Raw genomic sequence first — 16,295 nt, 5'->3', positions numbered from 1 at the left:
GCCGGAACAGGGCCGACGGGTCCGCGGACGGTGACCGCCTGGCCGCTCGTTTCACGTACGGGGCACCGCCCGCCCGCGGCCGGGTGCGCCCCCCTTCCCTGGGGAAACGCGCGCCGCGGTCCCCGTTGTCGGTGGGGCGGTGCAGAATCTGTGAGGCAGGACACATTCCCGTAGTTCGGAGATGGTGCGTCATGGACGACGTCGTACTCGCGATCGGCACACGCAAAGGACTGTTCCTGGGACGGCGGCGTGGCGGCGCCGGCACGTGGGAGCTGACCGGACCGCACTTCCCCATGCAGGCGGTGTACTCGGTCGGCATCGACACGCGCCGGGCAGTGCCCCGGCTGCTGGTCGGCGCGGACAGCTCGCACTGGGGCCCCTCGGTCTTCCGCTCCGACGACCTCGGGCGCAGTTGGGAGGAGCCGGCGCGGCCCGCGGTGCGGTTCCCCAAGGACACGGACACCTCGCTGGAGCGCGTCTGGCAGATCCAGCCCGCCGGCACCGGCGCCCCGGACCTGGTGTGGGCCGGCACGGAACCGGGCGCGCTCTTCCGCTCCGACGACGGCGGGGTGACCTTCGAGTTCGTGCGGAGCCTGTGGGAGCACCCGCAGCGGGAGCTGTGGGGCGCCGGATTCGGCGGGCAGGCGGTGCACACGGTGGTCACCGATCCGCGTGACGCCGACGCGGTGATCGCGGCCGTCTCCTCCGGCGGCGTCTACCGCTCGTCCGACGGCGGCGCGAGCTGGACGTCGTCCAACACCGGGCTCAAGGCGGAGTTCCTGCCCGACCCCTACCCGGATTTCGGCCAGTGCGTGCACAAGATCGCCCGCGACGCGGAGGACCCGGACCGGTTGTATCTGCAGAACCACGGCGGGGTCTACCGCAGCGACGACGCCGGCGCGGCGTGGACGGAGATCGGCAAGGGCCTGCCCGCGGACTTCGGCTTCGCGGTCACCACCCACCCCCGCCGCGGCGGCGTCGCGTACGTCTCCCCGGTCAACGACGGCAGCGACCGCTACCAGCCCGACTACCGCTGCCGGGTCTACCGCACCGAGGACGCGGGGGCCTCGTGGACGGCCCTGTCCGCCGGCCTGCCCACGGAGGACCACTACGGCGTGGTCCTGCGCGACGCGCTGCGCACCGACGACGCGGACCCGGTCGGCGTGTACTTCGGCAACCGCAACGGCGAGGTGTACGCCAGCTCCGACGAGGGCGACAGCTGGCGGCTCGTGGTCTCGCACCTGCCCGACGTGCTGTGCGTGAGGGCGGCCGTGGTCTGACTGTCGGTGCGAGCCACTAGAGTGACTCCCCGTGGCAGCACGACCGTTGAACGAGATCGTCGAAGAGGGCTGGGCCAAGGCGCTTGAGCCGGTCGCCGGGAAGATCGCCGAAATGGGCGACTTCCTGCGCGCCGAGATAGCCGCGGGCCGCACCTACGTGCCGTCGGGGGCGAACGTGCTGCGCGCGTTCCAGCAGCCCTTCGACGACGTCAGGGTGCTCATCGTGGGCCAGGACCCGTACCCCACCCCGGGGCACGCCGTCGGGCTGTCGTTCTCGGTGGCCCCGGAGGTGCGGCCGCTGCCCGGCAGCCTGGAGAACATCTACCGGGAGCTGAACACCGACCTCGGCCTGCCCCGGCCCTCCAACGGCGACCTGACCCCCTGGACGCGGCAGGGCGTCCTGTTGCTCAACAGGGCGCTCACCACCGCACCCCGCAAGCCCGGGGGGCACCGCGGCAGGGGCTGGGAGGAGGTCACCGAGCAGGCCATGCGCGCGCTCGTCGCGCGCGGCAAGCCGCTGGTGTCCATCCTGTGGGGCTCCGACGCGCGCAGGCTTCGCCCGCTGCTGGGAAGTCTTCCTGCGGTCGAGTCCGCCCACCCCTCTCCCATGTCGGCCGACCGCGGCTTCTTCGGGTCGCGTCCGTTCAGCCGGGCCAACGACCTCCTGGCACGGCAGGGCGCGAATCCGGTGGACTGGCGGCTGCCCTGACAGAGGCAGCCGTTACCCTGCCCGGGTGACGACGCAATCGAACACCCCGGCGGGCTGGTACCCGGACCCGCACGGCACGCAGAACCTGCTGCGCTACTGGGACGGCTCCCAGTGGACGGAGCACACCCACCCGGGCGGCGCGCAGGTCCCGTCGCAGCCCAAGGAGAACCCCTGGGAACTGGGCGTCGACGGGGGCGCCGACCCCTCGCGCATCCAGCGCCAGGTGCAGCAGCAGGCGGGCGTCGCCCCCACCGGCCCGGGTGGGGGAACGCTCTTCAGCGAGCCCGTCCTGGTGGTCAACCAGAAGGCCAAGCTCATCGAGCTGAACAACGAGTACAGCGTCTTCGACCAGCAGGGGCGCCAGCTCGGCTCGGTGCTCCAGGTCGGCCAGAGCACCGCGCGGAAGGTGCTGCGCTTCGTCGCGAGCGTCGACCAGTTCCTGTCGGTGCGCCTGGAGGTCCGTGACGCGCACGGACAGCCGCAGCTGCTGCTGACGCGTCCGGCGAAGTTCATCAAGTCGAAGGTGATCGTGCAGCGCGCCGACGGCATGACGCTCGGCGAGATCGTCCAGCAGAACGCCATCGGCAAGATCAACTTCGCCTTCGAGGTGAACGGCCAGAAGATCGGGGCGATCAAGGCCGAGAACTGGCGCGCCTGGAACTTCGCCATCGTCGACCACACCGACACCGAGGTCGCCCGGATCACCAAGACCTGGGAGGGCCTGGCGAAGACGATGTTCACCACCGCCGACAACTACGTGCTGCAGATCCACCGGCAACTGCCGGACCCCCTGCTGAGCATGGTCGTCGCCTCCGCCCTGACCGTGGACACCGCCCTCAAGCAGGACTCGCGCGGACTCGGCTGATCGTGGCACGAATACGGTGCCGGGGCGTGCGGACCCGGCACCGTATCAGGACAGAACCGGACAGGTAACCCCTGCGATGGACCCGCCCGAACAACCGAGCGCGCAAAGGCACTAGCATGCCTCGCCATGAGCACTGCCGAAGGCCCCGCACCCGGCCTGCCCGTTCGTATGCCCCGCCCCCGCCAGCCCGGGCGGCACCGGCGGCCGGAACCGCTGACCGCGCCCGAGGGTGCACCCGCGCTGGTCCTCGCCGTGCCCGGCACCCCCTCCTCCGCGATACGCAGTCTCGCGGAGGAGATCGTCAGCATCGCCCGCATCGAGCTCTCCGGACTCGACCCGCGTATCGGCTACGTCGACGGCGACGGCGAGGAGTACCCGACTCTCGAGTCCGTGCTGGCCCAGGCCGCCACCGAGCGCGGTGACCAGACCCCCGCGGCCGTCGTGGTCCCCCTGCTGGCCGGCCCCGAGGCCTCGGTGATGCGCCGACTGCGCCAGGCCGTGGCGGACAGCCGTTCCGCGGCGGAGGTGACCGACGTGCTCGGCCCCCACCCGCTGCTGGCGGAGGCGCTGCACGTGCGTCTCTCCGAGGCCGGCCTGGCCCGCGCCGACCGCGCCCGCCTGTTCACTGTGGCCACGGCCGCCGACGGCATCATCCTGGCCACCGTGGGTGGCGAGGAGGCCGTCCAGGCTGCGGGGGTGACCGGTCTGCTGCTGGCCGCGCGTCTCGCGGTGCCGGTGCTGGCCGCCGCGCTGGACATCGAGGGCTCGGTCGCCGGGGCCGCCGAGCAGCTGCGCTCCTCCGGCTCGACCACGCTGGCTCTCGCGCCGTACGTGGTCGGTCCCGAGGTCGCCCCCGAGGTGCTGCACGACGCCGCCAAGGAGGCCGACTGCTCCGCGGCCGACGCGCTGGGCCCCTACCCGGCCATCGGCAAGCTGGTCGTCTCCACGTACACCGCGTCCCTGGGCATCGCCCAGCCGTCGCAGGGCGCTCCGCTGGGCTGAAGCCGCGGGCCTCGACGACGACGGCGTGGTGGTCGGCCCCGGCATACCGGGGCCGACCACCACGCCGTTGCGCGTACGGGCATGCCGCCGCCGTCAGCCGAAGACCACGCAGGACGCGGCCGGCACGGGAACCGAGCCCGCGAGCTTCGGCGTGCCGGTGGCCGGGTCCACGTCGAACCAGCTGACGTCGCCGGAGCGCTCGTTGGCCGCGTAGAGCCGCTTCCCGGAGGGGTCGAGGGTCAGATGGCGCGGCCAGTCACCGCCGCAGTCCACCGTCTCCAGCAGTTCCAGCCGGTCACCGCTGGCATCGACGGACAGCACGGCGATGCTGTTGTGCCCGCGGTTGGCGGCCCAGGCGAACCGGCCGTCGGGGGAGACGACCAGCTCGGAGGGGTAGTTCGGGCCGGAGGCGTCCGCGGGCAGCACGCAGACCTCGGCGACGGGCTTCAGACGGCCCGCCTCCGCGTCCCAGTGACAGACCGTCACCACGGAGTCCAGCTCGTTCATGACGTAGGCGCGGTCCCCGCGCGGGTGGAAGGTCAGGTGGCGCGGTCCGCTGCCGGAGCGCAGGCCCATCTCGCGTTCCACCTCCAGTTCCCCGCTGTCCGCGTCGAGTTCGCAGACGCGTACGGAGTCCGTGCCGAGGTCCACGGTCAGCACCCAGCGCCCGGAGGGGTCGGGCAGCACCATGTGGGCGTGCGGGCCCTCCTGCCGCTCCGGGTCGGGGCCGTCGCCCTCGTGCTCCAGGACGTGGCGCGGCCCGCCGAGCGCGCCGCGCTCGTCGACCGGCAGCACGCTGACGGTGCCGGAGGCGTAGTTGGCGGTGAGCAGGTGTCCCCGGTGCAGGCACAGGTGGGTGGGCGCGCCGCCGCCCACCGGCACTGTGGCGCCCAGCGGTTCGGGGCGGGCGGGGTCTCCCAGTGAGAACACGGCCGCGCCGCCGTCCTCGGGGTGCTCGCTGACGGTGTAGAGCAGCCCGCGGTCCTCGGAGAGCACGAGGAAGGACGGGTCACCCACCGCGGAGTCGGTGCGCAGCACCGTCAGCGCTCCCGAATCGGGGTCGACGGCGGCGGTGGTCAGTCCCTTGCCGCCCGCCGAGGTGAACGACCCGATGTAAACGTGCCCGGCCACTGCCGTACCTCTTCCGCAGGTTGTCTGTACGGCGGCTGAGAGTAACGCAGTGGCCGGAAACCGATCCCGTTGCCCCCGTCACACCAGCGTCTCGCCGCGGGCGAGGGCGAGCGACTCGGGGTGGTGGACGTAGGCGGGCGTCAGGTCGCCGGTGTCGTAGTAGCGGTGGAAGACGCCGGTGGCCGAGCCGGAGATGGGCGGGACGATCCACGACCAGTCGGCGGGCACCGGACGGCCCTTGCGCTCCTCCCGTTCGATGTGGGCGAGGAAGCGCCGGGACTCGGTGTGGTGGTCGGTGATACTGGCGCCGACGCGGTCGAAGGAGTGCAGCACCGCCCGGTTGAGCTCGACCAGGGCGCGGTCGCGCCAGAGCGAGCGGTCGCTGCCGGTGTCCAGGCCGAGCCGGTCGGCGAAGCGCGGCAGGAGGTCGTAGCGGTCGGTGTCGGCGAAGTTGCGGGCGCCTATCTCGGTGCCCATGTACCAGCCGTTGAAGGGGGCGGCCGGGTAGCAGACGCCGCCGATCTCCAGGCACATGGAGGAGATGGCCGGGACGGCGTGCCAGCGCAGGCCCCACTCCGCCAGCCAGTCGAGCTCCGGGTGCTCGATCGGCACCTCCAGCACGGCGTCGGCGGGCAGCGTGAAGTGGCGCGGCGGCTCGGCCCCGCCCTGCACGACCAGCGGCAGGACGTCGAAGGGCGTGCCGGGACCACCGGACCAGCCGAGTCGCCGGGCCACTTCGGTGATGCCGGTGTTGCCCGGGTCGCCCAGCACCCCGCCGTCGGGCCGGGCGTAGCCGGCGTAGCGGATGAGCTGGTCGTTCCAGATCCTCGGGCCGGGACGGTCCGGGGTGTCCGGGGCGAAGACGGTGACCACCGGGCGGATGCGCCCTCCGTTGGTCGCGACCCTCAGGTGGGCGGCGGCCTCCATGGCCACCCCGCGCGCCGTGGCGACGTGGCGGCGGTCGCGGACCTGCAGGGAGTTCCAGTACAGCCGCCCTATGCAGCGGTTGCTGTTCCGCCAGGCGACGCGCGCGCCGAAGACGAGTTCCTCGTGGGTGTGCCGGTAGGTGCCCGTCGCGTCGATCTCGGCGAGCACCGCGGCCAGCCGCTGCCGCGGGTCGCCCGCGACGCCGGGGAGCTCGCTGTGGTACTGCCGCAGGAAGTCGGTGGCCAGCGCGCGGACGTCCACCTCCTTGTGCCGGACGGTGCTCGCCATCGTCCCGTCTCGACCTGCGGCGCCGTCGACCGGGCAGGCGGCCGCCGCCTCATCGGGACGCGGCGTCTCGCCGCCCTCGTCCACGGCCTGCGGGTGCCCCGCGGGGCACCCGGCCAGTGGCTCCGGGCCGTCCATCCGCGCGTGCTCCGCCGCGGGCGGGACACGGCCCGGCCCGGCACGCCGTTCGTTCTTCCCCCCGGTACGGCGCAGAAATCTCAGCACGCCTGGCACCCCCAAGACCGCCCTGCACAAACCGTTGCCCTCACGGCGAACCGTTTCCCTCACGGCCCGCGGATACGGCACGAGACGGGATCGGTCCCGCCGCTCGTCCGGAGTCAGTCATCCTGGCACGCCGGGCCGAACAGGACGTCTCATCAGGTGAATTGACGACATCACGACCCAGATCGGACACAATCCGGTCACGTGGCGACCTCGACCGGTCCCGATCGGCCGGGGGCGCACATGAACCCGGAACGCACGCCCGGCGCCGCCGACGGGTCTCCGCCCGGCGAGAACGCTCCCCGTACGCGACACCGGACGCCGCACGGCGGTCGCGACACGGCGGCGGGCCCGCAGCGGCTCAGGCGGTCCCGGCCGACGGCTCCGGGCGCGCGGAGGCGCCCAGGGGAACGGCCAGACCGGCCAGGGCCGTCTCGAGGCCGCGCAGGTGCTCCAGCGCCCGGTCGGCGTGCGGATGCGGCCCCGCGCTCTCGCGTACGGCCGCACCGGGCGCCGGGGTCACGCTCCCGGCCGCGTCCGGGGGCACCAGTCGCCGCACGGCGATCTCGACACGGCGGCAGGCCGCGGTGAGGCGTTCGTCGTGGCAGGCGTGCGGGTCCGCCACGACCTCCGCGAGGCCGCGGACCTGGCGGGCGCACTCGTCGAGCAGGGCGAGGACGGTACGGGCCCGCGCCTTGCGGCGGCGCAGCGGGCTGAGGGGGTGCACCAGCGGGGCGACGGTGGCCCGTACCCGCTCCAGGAGGACGTCGAGTTCCGTCACGTGGCGGGCGAGGTCGTCGCCGGGCCCGCCGGCGAGGTGGCGGGCGGCCTCGCCGGCGAAGGCGCGGACCGCGTGGAGCGCGCGGCGGATCCAGTCGTCGGTCGCCGCGTGCGTGCTCACCGGCAGCACCACGAGGACGGCGACGACCGCGCCCAGGGCACCGACGGCGGTCTCCCCCAGCCGCAGGGCGAGCAGTCCGGGGTGGAGGATGCCGAGCAGGCCGTAGAGCAGCCCCGCCATGACCGTCACGAAGAACATCATCCAGCTGTACGAGACCGGGGCGGTGTAGAAGATCCCGAAGACGCAGACGGCGACGAGCGCCGCCGTCGGCGCGGGCGCCCCGTGCAGCGGGAGCGCCACGGCGAACCCCGCGGCGATGCCGGTGACCGTGCCCAGGACGCGGCGGAAGCCGCGAACGAGGGTCTCGCCCCGTGAGGTGGTGTTCACGAAGATCCACCAGGCCGTGCCGACGGCCCAGTACCAGCGGTCCTCGGACAGCGCCTGGCCCACCGCCACCGCGATGGCCCCCGCGAGCACCGCCTGGAACGCCTGCCGGGTCGTCGGGCGGCGCAGCCCCCGGGGCTGCGGCAGGGCGACGGCCGGCGCCGGGACGGCCTCGCGCTCGTAGCACCACAGGCCGAAGCGGACGAGGGCGGCGCAGCCGAGCCCGAGGCCCATGGCCCCGTACAGCTCCGGCAGCAGTCCGGGAGCGGCCCGCAGGAACTGGGCTATGAAAAACATCATGAAGGCGAAGACGCCCAGCGCGTGGCCGCGCGGCCCCCAGCGGCGGGCGTAGACCCCGGCGAAGACCACCGCGAGGAAGGCCGCGTCCCGTGCGCCCGGGTACGGGTGCAGCCACGCGGCCAGCGCGAGGACGGGAAACCCCGCCGCGGGCATCAGCGCGGTGGTCACGGCCTGGCGGTCGGGGTCCCGGTCGGTGACCACGAACAGCGCGAGCAGCGCGGCGAGCCCGGCGACCACGGCGGCGGGGAGCGGCAGCCCGGCCATGGCCACGGCGGCGACCGCCCCCGTGATGCCCAGAACCGCGCGCGAGGCGCTGCGCAGCCGCGTGCGCCCCGGGTCCGGTGCGATGAACATCCGCCTCACCACGTGCCCGTCCGCCCCCTCGTTCGTGTCACGGCATGTGTCCGCGCATGGAAAAGGCGCTGCGGGGCCTCGTGGCTGCCGCAACGCCATCGTCGCCCCCAGGAAAACATCCCCGGTGCCCATGGCTCAACCGAGCGCGAGTCCACTGGGCCATTGGCCCACCCGGAGATCGTGCGGCCGGGGCGGGGCCGGGCCACTGGCCCATGCCAAAACCCCCATTCGGCGTATATTGAGGAGAAAGGCGGACGTATTGACGCGAAAAGTCGATCCCGCCTTTAAAGGCGCCTGACGAACCAACTCACCGGATCCGCCCCAGGAGGGGCTCGAGTCGTATCCGACCCGTCCGGAGGAGGACGCGATGAGGGACGTGGCGAGCGAGCGGGACGTGGACCGTCCCGGAACCACCGAGAGGGTCGTGACACTCGACGTCAACGGCCGGTCGTACACCCTGCGCCTGGACACCCGGGTCACACTGCTGGACGCGCTGCGGGACCGGCTGGGCCTGACGGGCACCAAGAAGGGATGCGACCAGGGAGCCTGCGGAGCGTGCACGGTCCATCTCGACGGCAGGAGAGTGCTGGCCTGCCTGACACTGGCCGCCCAGGCCGAGGGCCGGGCGATCACCACCATCGAGGGTGTCGCCGGCGCCGAGGGACCGCACCCGGTGCAGCGGGCGTTCATGGACCACGACGGCTTCCAGTGCGGTTTCTGCACCCCCGGGCAGATCATGTCCGCGGTGGCGCTGATGGCCGAGGGCCGGGCTGGTTCCGACGAGGAGATCCGGGAGTTCATGAGCGGCAACCTGTGCCGCTGCGGCGCCTATCCCAACATCGTGGCCGCCGTCCGCGAGGCGGCGTCCGGCGGAGGTTACGATGCGCACCTTTGACTACGTACGGGCCACCGACACCCAGGAGGTCGTGCGTATGCTGGCGGAGGACCCGTCGGCGTCCTGCCTCGCGGGCGGCACGACCCAGCTGGACCTGATGAAGGACGGGGTCCTGGAGCCGCCGACGCTGATCGACATCACCCGGCTACCGCTGCACGGCATCGAGCGGCGCGGCGAGTCGCTGCACGTGGGGGCACTGGCCACGATGGAGGAACTGGCCGCCGACGCCACGGTCGCCGAGCGGCTTCCGGTGGTGCGCGAGGCCCTCCTGCTGGGCGCGTCGGTGCAGCTGCGGAACATGGCCACCATCGGCGGCAACCTGCTGCAGCGGACCCGCTGCCGCTACTTCCGCGACCCGACGGTCCTCGAGTGCAACAAGCGCGCACCGGGCACGGGCTGCGGGGCCGTGCAAGGCGCGGCCAGGATGCACGCCGTGCTCGGCGTGAACGAGAACTGCATCGCGCTGCACGCCTCGGACCTCGCCGTCGCGCTCGTGGCGCTGGACGCGGTCGTGCACATCCAGGGGCTGTCGGGGCGGCGCACCGTCCCGCTGACGGAGTTCTACGTGACGGCCGACGAGAGCCCCGAGCGGGAGAACGTCCTGGAGCACGCCGAGCTGATCACCGAGGTCGAGATCCCGCTCCCGCCGCCGTCCGCCCGCTCGGGTTACCTCAAGGTCCGCGACCGGGTGTCGTACGAGTTCGCGCTGACCTCGGCCGCCGTGGTGCTGGTGGTGGAGGACGGCACGATCCGTCAGGCCCGGGTCGGGCTGGGCGGGGTGGGCTCGAAACCGTGGCGGGCGTACGAGGCCGAGCACGTGCTGACCGGCGCTCCCGCGACGTCGGCCACGTTCCAGGACGCGTCCGAGGCGACGATGCGCGACGCGTGGACCGTGCCGGGCACGGCCTTCAAGGTGCCGCTGGCCCGCCGGACCCTCGTCCGCGAACTGCAGACAGTGTCAGGAGTGACGGCATGAGCACGGTCGAGAGCAGGCCGCTGGTCGGTGCGGGCGTCAACCGGGTCGACGGACCGCGCAAGGTCACCGGCTCCGCGCCCTACCCGATGGACTTCAGTGTCCCCGGCCAGGCCTACGGCGCCCTGGTGCAGAGCACCGTCTCCGCGGGCCGGATCATCCGCATGGACACCGAGGAGGCGGAACGCTCCCCCGGCGTGATCTCGGTGCTCACCCACGAGAACGCCCCGCGGGTCGGAACCGGCCCCACCACGGTGCTCGGCGAGGCACCGCCCGCGCCGCTGCGCAACGACCGGGTCATGCACCACGGCCAGCACATCGCCTTCGTGGTGGCCGAGACACCGGAACAGGCCGCCGCGGCGGCACGACTGGTGCACGCCGAGTACGAGGCCGCCGAGCCGCTGCTGGACCTTCAGGACCCGAGGGCGCAGCACCTGGTGGACCCGTGGAAGATGGACCACTCGCGCGGCGACGTCTCCGCCGCCCTGGAGGCCGCCGACGTCATCGTGCGCGGCACGTACTTCACGGCGGACAACACCAACAACCCGCTCGGGCTGTTCGCCACCCTCGCCGCATGGGAGGAGGACACCCTCACCGTCCACGACACCAGCCAGTGGCCGTCGATGGTGCGCACCACCCTCGCCATGGTCTTCGGGATCCCCGAGAGCTCGGTGCGGGTGCTGGTGCCCTACGTGGGCGGCGGCTTCGGCGCCGGGCTGCGGGCGTGGCCGCACGTCATCCTCACCGCGATGGCCGCCCGGACGACCAAGCGCCCGGTGAAGCTCGTACTGACCCGGCCGCAGATGTTCACCTCGGTCGGACACCGGCCCAGCGGGGTGCAGTGGCTCAGCGTGGGCGCCTCGCGCGACGGCGCGCTGGTGGCTCTCGACCACCGCAGCCTCAGCTCGCTGAGCATGGAGGACAACGACTTCGAGCCGTTCTCCCACGGGACCTCCTTCGCCTACCGGTGCCCCAACGTGATCACCCGGGACCAGCAGGCCAAGCTCAACATCGCCGTGCCGACGTCGATGCGGGCCCCGGCGGAGGCGCAGGGCAGCTTCGCGCTGGAGTCGGCCATGGACGAGCTGGCGTACACCCTGCGCATGGACCCGCTGGAGCTGCGGATCCACAACCACACCGAGGTCGACCCGCGCAACGGGCTGCCCTGGTCGGGCAAGGCGATCCTGGAGTGCTACGAGGTCGGCGCGCGGCGCTTCGGCTGGGCCGACCGGAACCCGGAGCCACGGTCCATGCGCGACGGCAACTGGCTGGTGGGCTACGGCATGGCGAGCGCGATGTTCCCGTACTTCGCGACGCCGTGCATGGCCGAGGCCACCGTCAACCGCGACGGGAGCGCGTTCGTGCGCAGCGCGGCGACGGACATCGGCACGGGCACGTACACCGTGATGGCGCAGCTGTCCGCCGAGGAACTCGGGCTTCCCCTGGACAAGGTCCGCTTCGACCTCGGCGACTCCGACATGCCCGACTCGATGATGGCGGGCGGCTCCGGGCTGACCGGTGCGCTCGGCAACGCCGTGCACGACGCCTGCCGCAGGCTCGTGGGGCTGTTCGCGGACCTCGTCCGCGGGGACGCCGACTCGCCGCTGCTGGGCGCCTCCCCCGAGGACGTGGAGGCCTCCGGCGGCCGGGTCCACCTCGCCGGCCGCCCGGACCGCGGGGAGTCGTACGCCGACATCCTGGCCCGGCACGGCCTGGCGCAGCTCACGGCGACCGGGAGCAGCAAACCGCCGGACGCGGCGGAGATCGGCATGTCCCCGGCCGGGGCCTACGGCGCGAAGTTCGTGGAGGTGCGCGTCGACGCGGACCTGGGCATCGTCCGGGTCGCCCGGGTGGTGTCCGCGATCGACGGCGGCCGCATCCTCAACGAGAAGACGGCCAGGAGCCAGATCATCGGCGGGACGGTCGGCGGGATCGGCATGGCCCTGTTCGAGGACACCGTCACCGACCCGCGCACCGGCCGCATCGCCAACGGGACGTTCGGCGACTACCTCGTCGCCGTGAACGCCGACATCCCGGAGCTGGACGTGATCTTCGTCGGTGAACCCGATCGCGGCACGCCGACCGGCACCAAGGGCGTCGGCGAGGTCGGCCTGGTGGGCATCGCGCCCGCCATCTCCAACGCCGTGTACCACGCCACCGGAAAGCGCATCCGCGACCTGCCGATCACCATCGACGACCTGCTCTGAGCGGCGCGCACGGGCCGTCGGCAGCGTCGGGCCCTCCCCACCGCCCCCGGACCCCGAGGAGGCCGCGGCCCGTGCCCGCCGACGAGCTGGACGCCCGGATCCTGGCCCTGCTGCTGGAACAGCCGCGCACCAGCGTCCGCGAGTACGCCCGCATCCTCGGTGTGGCGCGCGGAACCCTGCAGGCGCGGCTGGACCGGCTGGACCGGGACGGGGTGATCACCGGGTACGGCCCGCGGCTCTCGCCGGAGGCCCTGGGGTACCGGGTGCTGGCCTTCGTCCACCTGGAGGTGACGCAGGGCCATCTGGACGCCACGGGCCGGGCCCTGGCCGCGGTACCCGAGATCATCGAGGCGTTCTCGATCACCGGCGGCGGCGACCTGCTCACCCGGGTGGTCGCCCGGGACGCCGCGCACCTGGAGGACGTGATCCAGCGCCTGGTCCAGGTGCCGGGTGTGGTGCGCACCCGCACGGAGGTCGCGCTGCGCGAGCGGGTCCCGCAGCGGATGCTGCCGCTGGTGCGGGAGGTCGGCCGTGACGCGGCGGCCGGGCGCACGCCGTGACGACCGGCTTGGCATGCTGGTGGCATGACGCTCCCCGCGGTGATATTCGACCTCGACGGCACCCTCGTGGACAACGAGCCCAACTACTTCGAGGCGGGCCGCAGGCTGCTGGCCGCGCACGGCGTGGACGACTTCACCTGGGAGCAGCACCGGCGCTTCATCGGCATCGGCACCAAGGAGACGCTGGAGGCCCTGCGCGAGGAGTACGCCCTGTCGGCGTCCGTCCAGGAGCTGCTGGACGGCAAGAACCGGCTCTACCTGGAGCTGGCCCGCGGCGCCACCGAGGTGTTCCCGCGGATGCGGGAGTTCGTCGAGCTGCTGGCGAAGGCCGGGCACCCCCTGGCGGTGGCCTCGGGCTCCTCGCGGGAGGCGATACGCGCGGTGCTGGCCGGCACCGGGTTGGACGCCCTGCTGACGACCGTGGTCTCCGCGGAGGAGGTCGAGCGCGGCAAGCCCGCCCCGGACGTCTTCCTGGAGGCGGCGGCCAGGCTCGACGCGGACCCGGCGGACTGCGTGGTCGTCGAGGACGCGCCGCCGGGCGCGGAGGCCGCGCACCGGGCGGGCATGCGGTGCGTGGCCGTCCCGTACCTGGCCGTGCAGGCCGACGACCCCGCCTTCGCGACGGCCGGTCTGCTGGTGCGCGGCGGGCAGGGCGCCTTCGACGCGCGGGCGGTCGTGAATTGGCTGACGGCCTGACGGCCTGACGGCCGGACGGCCGGGTCGCTCGGCGGTCACCCCAGGAAGCTCAGCCGTACCTGGCGCCGGGGGTTGTCGCGGTTGGTGTCGACCAGGACGACGGACTGCCATGTGCCCAGTTCGAGCCGGCCGCCGACCACCGGGAGCGTGGCGTGCGGCGGGACGACGGCGGGCAGCACATGGTCGCGGCCGTGACCGGGACTGCCGTGGCGGTGGCGCCAGCGGTCGTCGGCGGGGAGCAGGTCCTGGAGCGCCGCCAGCAGGTCGTCGTCGCTGCCCGCGCCGGTCTCGATGACGGCGATCCCGGCGGTGGCGTGCGGGACGAACACGTTCAGCAGCCCGTCGCGTCCGTGGGAGACGTCGTCGAGGAAGCCGGCGCAGGCACCGGTCAGATCGTGGACCGTCTCCCGGCTGCCGGTGGTGACGTCGATGGTGCGGGTGGAGAATGCGTCGGCCATGTGACCATGGTGGCCCACGCCGTGGGCCCGCGCGTTCCGGGGTGGCCGCCGGTGTTCCGAAGGCGGCCGAAGGCGTTCCCAAGGCGTTCCGAAGGCGTTCCGAAGGCGTTCCGAGGGCCGAGACGCCGTTGACGCCATCTGGACGGCCTGGCTACGGTCGTCCACATGTCGCGTCCCGTTCTGCTCACCACGCGCGGTCACATCGACCTGCTGCGGGTGGCCTCCGCCGCCTGTCACCGCGGCTGCTGACGCTTCCCCACCTTTTCGCACGCCCTTCGTCCCACGTGCCATCCGCGCCTGTGCGCGCCCTTCCCGCAACTCCCCCGTACGCGTTCCCGTGACGAGTCGTAGCGCCCTCGCCTGCGCCTGACCGGTCGCGCGTCGGAGGAGCGTGCGTGCCCGCTCGCCGCCTCCCCCATGTGGAGCCTTCTTATCTCTGCAGCCCGCCGACGCGCTCGCCGCTTTCAGCGGGGGCAAGGTCGACGCCTGGGCGATCTGGGACCCGTACACCTCCCAGGTGCTGCGCGACAACGGCGCGCGCGTCCTGACCACCGGCACCGGGCGCGTCAATGGGCTCGCCTTCCAGGTCGCCGCACCGGGTGCCCTGGCGGACAAGGCGAAGTCGGCCGCCATCGGCGACTACCTGGAGCGCCTGCGGCGCGCCCAGGAGTGGGTCGCGGAACACCCGGAGCAGTGGGCGAAGGTGTGGGCCAAGGAGACCGGCCTGCCGTAGGAGGTGGCGCTGGACGCGGTGGAGCGCACCAACGGCACCCGCGTCTCGGTGGCCGTGGACGACGCCGCCGTCGCCTCCGAGCAGGAGATCGCCGACACCTTCGAGGACCTCGGGCTCATCCCGCGGCACATGGACTTCGCCGCCTTCGTCGACCGGCGCTTCAACGCCGGCCTGCCCGCCTCCACCACCGCCGCACGCACCCGCTGAGAGGGCCGCACATGTCCGTTCACCTGCACTGGTTCCTGCCCACCGGCGGCGACGGCCGCACCCTGGTGGACCGTCACGCCTACGCCGACGGCGGCGTGAAGCGCTCACGCGTCACGCCGGTCTCCGGGGTGCGCGCCCCTGACATCGACTACCTGGCGCAGATCGCCCGGGCGGCCGGCGGGCTGGGCTTCGAGGCCGTCCTGACGCCCACCGGCACCTGGTGCGAGGACGCGTGGCTGACCACGGTCGCGCTGTCGCAGCACACCGAACGGCTGAAGTTCCTGGTCGCGTTCCGGCCGGGGGTCCTCTCGCCGGTCCTGGCCGCGCAGATGGCGGCGATCTACCAGCGGATCACCCGGGGCCGGCTCCTGCTCAACGTCGTCACCGGCGGGGACTCCGTCGAACAGCGCCGCTTCGGCGACCACCTGGACCACGACTCCCGCTACGCGCGCACCGACGAATTCCTGTCGGTGGTGCGCGGGGTGTGGGGCGGGCGGCCCTTCGACTTCGACGGGGAGCACTACCGGGTCGAGGGCGGACTGACCGCGTTGCCGCCCGACCCGCTACCGCAGATCTTCTTCGGGGGCTCCTCACCGGCGGCCGGGCCCGTCGCCGCCCGGCACGCCGACGTCTACCCGACCTGGGGCGAGCCGCCGGAGCAGGTGAGGGCGGTCGCCGTGCGACGGGGGGCGGCTGTCCTGATCCGGGCGGCCGCCCTCCGATTGGTCTGGACCACTTGCCGCCCCTCGGGATAGGGTCGGCAGCGCCCGCCCGACCGCCAGAGGGGGACTTCCACGTGTACGCACCGCACCGCGTCGCCGCGCTGGTGGACGTCTGCCTGCTGCCCGCCGGCCGGACCCGCAGGCCGCCGGAATGGCTCCGGCGCGGACTGGAACGGGCCGGGGCGGTCACCATCGGCGTCCCCGCCGCGCTCAGCGGGCCCGCGGTCACCGAGCTGCTGCGGGACGAGTTCGGCGACGGCGCGGTCCTGATCAGCGAGCCGCTCGACACCGACGAGGTCGTGGAGGGCTGGGGCGTCCCGGGCGCCGCCGTCCTAGCCTGGCTCTCGGGCGTGGACCTGCTCCAGCTCGGACCCGGCTGCGGCACGGGCGTCCGGGAGGCCATCCGCACCGCGGCCACCAGGGCGGTCGCCGACGGCGACCTGCCGCTGTCCCGCCTGGAGGAGGCCGCCGCCCGGGTGGCCCGGCTACGCCGCGAGGTGTCCGCGGGAAGCTTCCGCGAAGGCGCGTAGTTGGTGGAAGCGTG

General features: G+C 73.3%; 15 protein-coding genes and 2 pseudogenes. 13 read left to right on the top strand and 4 right to left on the bottom strand.

Features of this window, described 5'->3' with window-relative positions; all coding sequences use genetic code 11:
- The first annotated feature begins 191 nt into the window (after nt 1–191).
- The 4 genes from B085_RS0130240 to B085_RS0130225 all read left to right on the top strand — a co-directional run bounded on the left by B085_RS0130240 (nt 192) and on the right by B085_RS0130225 (nt 3,856).
- Nucleotides 192–1,280, top strand: coding sequence for a sialidase family protein (locus B085_RS0130240; RefSeq protein ID WP_018562350.1), 1,089 nt, complete (start codon nt 192–194; stop codon nt 1,278–1,280).
- A gap of 31 nt (nt 1,281–1,311) precedes the next feature.
- Nucleotides 1,312–1,989 (top strand): uracil-DNA glycosylase, encoded by a 678-nt coding sequence (locus B085_RS0130235; protein WP_026251596.1) that lies wholly within the window; start codon nt 1,312–1,314, stop codon nt 1,987–1,989.
- 25 nt (nt 1,990–2,014) lie between these two features.
- Complete coding sequence (locus tag B085_RS0130230) at nt 2,015–2,854, top strand: phospholipid scramblase-related protein (RefSeq protein WP_018562348.1); 840 nt, start codon at nt 2,015–2,017, stop codon at nt 2,852–2,854.
- A gap of 126 nt (nt 2,855–2,980) precedes the next feature.
- On the top strand, nt 2,981–3,856 hold the full coding sequence (locus B085_RS0130225; protein WP_078620142.1) for a sirohydrochlorin chelatase: 876 nt from the start codon (nt 2,981–2,983) through the stop codon (nt 3,854–3,856).
- A 93-nt stretch (nt 3,857–3,949) separates the two neighbouring features.
- Here B085_RS0130225 and B085_RS0130220 read toward each other — a convergent pair whose 3' ends face one another.
- From B085_RS0130220 to B085_RS0130210, 3 genes are all read right to left on the bottom strand, one after another.
- Nucleotides 3,950–4,987, bottom strand: coding sequence for a lactonase family protein (locus tag B085_RS0130220; RefSeq protein ID WP_018562346.1), 1,038 nt, complete (start codon nt 4,985–4,987; stop codon nt 3,950–3,952).
- Between the two features lie 78 nt (nt 4,988–5,065).
- Nucleotides 5,066–6,202 (bottom strand): nitric oxide synthase oxygenase, encoded by a 1,137-nt coding sequence (locus tag B085_RS0130215; RefSeq protein ID WP_037732806.1) that lies wholly within the window; start codon nt 6,200–6,202, stop codon nt 5,066–5,068.
- 580 nt (nt 6,203–6,782) lie between these two features.
- The gene (locus B085_RS0130210) at nt 6,783–8,300 is read right to left on the bottom strand and encodes an FUSC family protein (RefSeq protein ID WP_018562344.1); all 1,518 of its coding nucleotides are present in this window, start codon (nt 8,298–8,300) and stop codon (nt 6,783–6,785) included.
- A gap of 367 nt (nt 8,301–8,667) precedes the next feature.
- Here B085_RS0130210 and B085_RS0130205 point away from each other — a divergent pair, with 367 nt between their 5' ends.
- The 5 genes from B085_RS0130205 (at nt 8,668) to B085_RS0130185 (ending at nt 13,631) form a co-directional block, all read left to right on the top strand.
- Nucleotides 8,668–9,195 (top strand): (2Fe-2S)-binding protein, encoded by a 528-nt coding sequence (locus B085_RS0130205; protein ID WP_018562343.1) that lies wholly within the window; start codon nt 8,668–8,670, stop codon nt 9,193–9,195.
- On the top strand, nt 9,182–10,171 hold the full coding sequence (locus B085_RS0130200) for an FAD binding domain-containing protein (protein WP_018562342.1): 990 nt from the start codon (nt 9,182–9,184) through the stop codon (nt 10,169–10,171). The genes B085_RS0130205 and B085_RS0130200 overlap by 14 nt, the downstream gene beginning before the upstream one ends.
- On the top strand, nt 10,168–12,375 hold the full coding sequence (locus B085_RS0130195; protein WP_018562341.1) for a xanthine dehydrogenase family protein molybdopterin-binding subunit: 2,208 nt from the start codon (nt 10,168–10,170) through the stop codon (nt 12,373–12,375). Before B085_RS0130200 ends, B085_RS0130195 begins: the two co-directional genes overlap by 4 nt.
- 71 nt (nt 12,376–12,446) lie before the next feature.
- The gene (locus B085_RS0130190) at nt 12,447–12,935 is read left to right on the top strand and encodes an Lrp/AsnC family transcriptional regulator (RefSeq protein ID WP_018562340.1); all 489 of its coding nucleotides are present in this window, start codon (nt 12,447–12,449) and stop codon (nt 12,933–12,935) included.
- 24 nt (nt 12,936–12,959) lie between these two features.
- On the top strand, nt 12,960–13,631 hold the full coding sequence (locus B085_RS0130185; protein ID WP_018562339.1) for an HAD family hydrolase: 672 nt from the start codon (nt 12,960–12,962) through the stop codon (nt 13,629–13,631).
- A 35-nt stretch (nt 13,632–13,666) separates the two neighbouring features.
- Here B085_RS0130185 and B085_RS0130180 read toward each other — a convergent pair whose 3' ends face one another.
- Nucleotides 13,667–14,089, bottom strand: coding sequence for a secondary thiamine-phosphate synthase enzyme YjbQ (locus B085_RS0130180; RefSeq protein WP_018562338.1), 423 nt, complete (start codon nt 14,087–14,089; stop codon nt 13,667–13,669).
- Nucleotides 14,090–14,254: 165 nt separating this feature from the next.
- Here B085_RS0130180 and B085_RS52015 point away from each other — a divergent pair, with 165 nt between their 5' ends.
- The 4 genes and pseudogenes from B085_RS52015 (at nt 14,255) to B085_RS51115 (ending at nt 16,281) form a co-directional block, all read left to right on the top strand.
- Nucleotides 14,255–14,338 carry a putative leader peptide gene (locus B085_RS52015; RefSeq protein ID WP_419196570.1) on the top strand — a complete coding sequence of 28 codons (84 nt, stop codon included), beginning with the start codon at nt 14,255–14,257 and terminating at the stop codon, nt 14,336–14,338.
- Between the two features lie 187 nt (nt 14,339–14,525).
- A pseudogene (locus B085_RS44270) lies at nt 14,526–15,029 on the top strand (ABC transporter substrate-binding protein); the annotation flags it as partial.
- 11 nt (nt 15,030–15,040) lie between these two features.
- A pseudogene (locus B085_RS0130165) lies at nt 15,041–15,697 on the top strand (LLM class flavin-dependent oxidoreductase); the annotation flags it as partial.
- A 128-nt stretch (nt 15,698–15,825) separates the two neighbouring features.
- A complete protein-coding gene (locus B085_RS51115) occupies nt 15,826–16,281 on the top strand; it encodes a hypothetical protein (protein ID WP_018562334.1) in 456 nt (151 codons plus the stop codon).
- Nucleotides 16,282–16,295: the final 14 nt, after the last annotated feature.

This window comes from Streptomyces sp. BoleA5, from assembly GCF_000373665.1.
GTDB lineage: Bacteria > Actinomycetota > Actinomycetes > Streptomycetales > Streptomycetaceae > Actinacidiphila.
This window is presented reverse-complemented; position numbering and strand designations above follow the sequence as displayed.

Bases quoted from the DNA above. Each gene is read 5' to 3' on its own strand.
- B085_RS0130210 (WP_018562344.1), bottom strand. From the start codon at position 8,300: ATGTTCATCGCACCGGACCCGGGGCGCACGCGGCTGCGCAGCGCCTCG.
- B085_RS0130205 (WP_018562343.1), top strand. From the start codon at position 8,668: ATGAGGGACGTGGCGAGCGAGCGGGACGTGGACCGTCCCGGAACCACC.
- B085_RS0130240 (WP_018562350.1), top strand. From the start codon at position 192: ATGGACGACGTCGTACTCGCGATCGGCACACGCAAAGGACTGTTCCTG.
- B085_RS0130185 (WP_018562339.1), top strand. From the start codon at position 12,960: ATGACGCTCCCCGCGGTGATATTCGACCTCGACGGCACCCTCGTGGAC.
- B085_RS0130195 (WP_018562341.1), top strand. From the start codon at position 10,168: ATGAGCACGGTCGAGAGCAGGCCGCTGGTCGGTGCGGGCGTCAACCGG.
- B085_RS0130200 (WP_018562342.1), top strand. From the start codon at position 9,182: ATGCGCACCTTTGACTACGTACGGGCCACCGACACCCAGGAGGTCGTG.
- B085_RS0130215 (WP_037732806.1), bottom strand. From the start codon at position 6,202: ATGGCGAGCACCGTCCGGCACAAGGAGGTGGACGTCCGCGCGCTGGCC.
- B085_RS0130180 (WP_018562338.1), bottom strand. From the start codon at position 14,089: ATGGCCGACGCATTCTCCACCCGCACCATCGACGTCACCACCGGCAGC.
- B085_RS52015 (WP_419196570.1), top strand. From the start codon at position 14,255: ATGTCGCGTCCCGTTCTGCTCACCACGCGCGGTCACATCGACCTGCTG.
- B085_RS0130225 (WP_078620142.1), top strand. From the start codon at position 2,981: ATGAGCACTGCCGAAGGCCCCGCACCCGGCCTGCCCGTTCGTATGCCC.